5 protein-coding genes and 4 tRNA genes are annotated in these 3,986 nt (G+C 33.4%); 2 read left to right on the forward strand and 7 right to left on the reverse strand.

Annotated elements, in window-relative coordinates:
• The first annotated feature begins 154 nt into the window (after window positions 1-154).
• A complete protein-coding gene (locus LJE08_RS12820) occupies window positions 155-1,048 on the forward strand; it encodes an alpha/beta fold hydrolase (RefSeq protein ID WP_117925722.1) in 894 nt (297 codons plus the stop codon).
• A 52-nt stretch (window positions 1,049-1,100) separates the two neighbouring features.
• Here LJE08_RS12820 and LJE08_RS12825 read toward each other — a convergent pair.
• The 7 genes from LJE08_RS12825 to LJE08_RS12855 form a co-directional block, all read right to left on the reverse strand.
• Window positions 1,101-1,174 (reverse strand) — tRNA-Gly (locus LJE08_RS12825).
• 9 nt (window positions 1,175-1,183) lie between these two features.
• A tRNA-Lys gene (locus tag LJE08_RS12830) sits at window positions 1,184-1,259 on the reverse strand.
• Window positions 1,260-1,264: 5 nt separating this feature from the next.
• Window positions 1,265-1,340, reverse strand: a tRNA-Thr gene (locus LJE08_RS12835).
• Window positions 1,341-1,347: 7 nt separating this feature from the next.
• Window positions 1,348-1,423 (reverse strand) — tRNA-Val (locus tag LJE08_RS12840).
• Window positions 1,424-1,435: 12 nt separating this feature from the next.
• The gene (locus tag LJE08_RS12845; RefSeq protein WP_186999379.1) at window positions 1,436-2,080 is read right to left on the reverse strand and encodes a hypothetical protein; all 645 of its coding nucleotides are present in this window, start codon (window positions 2,078-2,080) and stop codon (window positions 1,436-1,438) included.
• Entirely contained in the window at window positions 2,080-2,229 is a 150-nt protein-coding gene (locus LJE08_RS12850; protein WP_227403425.1) for a hypothetical protein, read from the reverse strand. The genes LJE08_RS12845 and LJE08_RS12850 overlap by 1 nt, the downstream gene beginning before the upstream one ends.
• Before the next feature lie 152 nt (window positions 2,230-2,381).
• Window positions 2,382-3,350, reverse strand: a complete 969-nt coding sequence (locus LJE08_RS12855) for a rod shape-determining protein (RefSeq protein ID WP_227403426.1) — start codon at window positions 3,348-3,350, stop codon at window positions 2,382-2,384.
• Window positions 3,351-3,429: 79 nt separating this feature from the next.
• Between LJE08_RS12855 and LJE08_RS12860 the strand changes: the two genes are divergently transcribed.
• Window positions 3,430-3,894 (forward strand): hypothetical protein, encoded by a 465-nt coding sequence (locus tag LJE08_RS12860; protein WP_147346792.1) that lies wholly within the window; start codon window positions 3,430-3,432, stop codon window positions 3,892-3,894.
• The last annotated feature ends 92 nt before the right edge of the window (window positions 3,895-3,986 follow it).

The raw sequence follows: 3,986 nt of genomic DNA on the forward strand, positions 1-3,986 counted from the left end.
AGATATTCTATCAGATTTTAAAAAGACTGTCGACAGTCACTTTGTCAACAGTCTGGGACCATTTTAAAAAATGGTCTTTTTTTTGTTTTTGTATAGTTTTGATAATTATATATTTGATACAATGAGTACAAGAAAGATATGTAGGTACTATAATATGATAATTAAGAAAATAACATCAAAACAAGATGGGTTAAACTTAGAGATTGCGATTATGGAGTGCAAGAATCCAAAAGGAGTCGTACAGTTTTCGCATGGTATGGCCGAGCATAAAGAGCGTTATTTTGACTTTATGCGATATTTAAATGATCGTGGTTATGTTTGTGTGATTCATGATCATAGAGGTCATGGAAGTAGCGTGAAATCAAAAAATGATTATGGATATTTCTACACTGAAAATGCGGATTATATTGTGGAGGATTTATTCCAGGTTACGGAATATGTACGTGAAATGTATCCTGGATTAGAGATAACGTTATTTAGTCACAGTATGGGGACTTTAGTGGCTCGTTGTTACTTAAAGAAATATGATGCATATATTGATCAACTGATTTTGTGTGGTCCACCTACTGAAAATTCGGCGGCAACTCTAGGTTTGGCATTGGCAAAAATAATAAAGCCTTTCTATAAGGAGAAGAAAGGTAATGGCTTATTGAATAAGATGGCTTTTGCAGGATATGAATCGGGTAATCGTTGGTTGAGTAAATGTGTTGAGAATGTAGAGCAATATGAAGCAGATGAAATGTGTGGATTCTTATTTACAACGAATGGTTTTATTAACTTATTTCAATTGATGATCAAAGCCTTTGATAAAAAAGGATGGAATGTCACTAATGAAAACTTACATATATTTATGATTGCAGGTCAAGAAGATCCGGTCATTCAGGGTAAGGATAAATTTGAACAATTGAAACAATTCTTAATGGGTGTTGGATATAAAAATGTATCTAGTAAATTATATCCGACTTTAAAACATGAAATCTTAAATGAAAAAGAGAATCAAATAATTTACGAGGATATATATGAATTTATAAAAAGTGCCAAGGATTAATCCTTGGCATTTTAGATACAAAAAAACTCGCGCTTGCGAGTAGTTTTTTACATGGAGCAGGTGATGAGAATCGAACTCACGTAGTCAGCTTGGAAGGCTGAAGTTCTACCATTGAACTACACCTGCAAATATAAGTGGTGACCCGTGGGCGATTCGAACGCCCGACCCTTTGATTAAAAGTCAAATGCTCTACCAACTGAGCTAACGGGTCACAAGTGGTGCCGACTATAGGAATTGAACCCACAACCTACTGATTACAAGTCAGTTGCTCTACCAATTGAGCTAAGTCGGCATTTAAATGGTGGAGGTTAACGGGCTCGAACCGCTGACCCTCTGCTTGTAAGGCAGATGCTCTCCCAACTGAGCTAAACCTCCGTAAGTGCCTATTTATAATATCACCGAGTTAAAATAAATGCAAGCACTTTTTGTAAAAATTATTTGAATTTTTGTTTTACTAAGAATCAAGGCTAAAATAATAGACAAAATCACAATGATCAATGTTTCTTTTGTTCCTTTATATAGGACTACTACAAGGAATACATAGAGTAAAAAATTTAAAATGGTCGTACTGGATAGTGTGTTATCTGTATAAGTGAAGCATGTGCTAAATAGTATGGCTAAAAGAATGGTTGAAAGAATCCATCCTTTCGTATCTTGTCGATTGGCTGACCATACTAAATAACTAAATATTGTCCAAATTAAAATGAATAATATCCATGTTAGAAACATATCTTTTGGTATTGTGTGTGTTAGAATCATTGAGAATAGTGAATAACTTACAAAACAAACAATACTGAATAGGGTTGTATTTAATATAGATGTTTTTTCAGAATGTGAATAAAGTGAGATAATGCAGTTTGTGAAGATCCATAATGGTAAGTTTGATAATAATTTAGTTGGATCAAAATATGCGATAAATGGCTTAATACATTCTATATTTACTGGTATAAAGGATAAGAATCCGAATACTATAGCTATTAAGACAATGCAGATTGTATATAGCCATGTGTTGTTGCTGTTTTTTCTTTTCATTATTTTTTAACCTTCTTTGAATAGATTGTTGCGATGGCTAAAAATAAGATACCTATATACAGGAATGTATAAGTCAGGTTATAAGCGAATATAAATAAGCAGATGGCTGTGATTGAATATAAGATTGATGATACGATATTTTTGTTCATAAAGGTCCTCCTAATGGAACAAATTATATCACACAAAAAGAAAAACTCCCATTGGGAGCTTTTGAAACAGCATTAAGAGAAAAGGGAATAGGATATGAATAAGTGTTCTGCTGTTTACGGTTTAATGTTAAATGATTTTCCTTAAATTGAGCTTAATCTTCCATGCGGGATAAAAGAATCATTAATCCTGCAGAAACTGTATTGATTGGATCGTCTGTGACAAAGATTGGACATCCTATTGTGTTTTGTAGATAGGAAGGTAGTCCATTCATTAACATGGATCCACCACAACATATGATTCCGCGAGTTTTTACATCTTGCTGCATTGTGATTGGCAAGCTAGATAGAAATTGTAGAATCCAGTTGGCCCATTGTTGTACTAAGGGTGTTAGGATTCCAACTATTTGATTTTCGTTAATGATTGCGGATTTTAGTACATGACTATTTTGGTCCATGCCAACAACTTCAAGACTTTTGGGGTCTTGCTGAATATTTACCTGTCCAATCTTACGTTTGATTTTTTCGGCTTGTTTTGTTGATACATTCATGTTGTAGGATTTAAATAGCCAGTTTTTAATGGCGATATTAATTGTACTTCCAGATACGTTGCAACGAGATTTTTTGATCATCTTGCCGTTTTGGAAGATTGCAATATCGCAGTTTGAAGAACCAATATTTAATACACAGCTAGCAACGGGTAAAAATAAATCGAGTTTTGCGCCAATAGCAGCAATCCAGATTTCTTGTTCAAAATAAACGCGGTAAGTACCTAAATCTTCAAGGTGTTCTTTCAATATGTCGCATGATTCTTTATTGAAACTAGTTGGATAACTTACCAACAAAACGGTTTTTTGAAACATACGAAAAGCTTTGTGTTCATATAGTAGTTGTTCTAGGAGTATGTCTAGAACGTCAAAGTTAATTGGATTTTCACGTAAAGGAGATATTACTTTAATATTTGGATCCATGGATCCGATTAAATCCTTAGCGTCTTCACCAATGCCTAAAACATGATTTTGCTCATCAAGCGCAACCATGCATGGCTCATTATATAGTAGACCATCTTCTTGTGTACAAAGCCGGATGTAGTTTGTACCCAAATCAATTCCCATTTGAATCATGTAACCCCTCCTAATATATGCCTATATTTTACACCAGGTTAAATTGTGATACAATATGCATGCATTCCTACATATATAAATGAACAAAATTGAAAAAATCCAAATACCGAATATAAAGGATACATCGCTTTTGGTGGTGCTGGACTCTATTGAGTTAGAAAAAACTTTAGGCTATCATGATTTATTTTTGTTGTGGAGTCCAACGTTTCAAAAAGCAGGTATTCCTGTATATATTGTTTTTCCAGATGAACCGAACCAATTGAAAGAGTATTGTCAGTATTATAATACATATATTCATTATGTTTCAGATTTTGAATTGATTAAACGATTGGATTGTATCCAAGAAAAGATTGTGTTTGGTAAAAAATATTCAGTGATTTTGTCAAAAATGTATGTTGTGCATAATGGATATTTGTTTGAGGAACAAAAAAGAATAAATAATAAAACAATAAAAAAGCTTTATATAAAGGCTCTTGAATTAAAATTTGAAAATTTTATAAAAAAAATTAAAAATTCCGTTGACATCCCCGATATCCTTTGGTAATATAAGTGAGCGCAAACGAGTTTGCGATAAAAAAACATGGAGGTTTAGCTCAGTTGGGAGAGCATCTGCCTTACAAGCAGAGGGTCAGCGGT

Origin of the sequence: Holdemanella sp. DFI.5.55, from assembly GCF_020593575.1 — a bacterium.
Taxonomy (GTDB): domain Bacteria; phylum Bacillota_I; class Bacilli_A; order Erysipelotrichales; family Erysipelotrichaceae; genus Holdemanella; species Holdemanella hominis.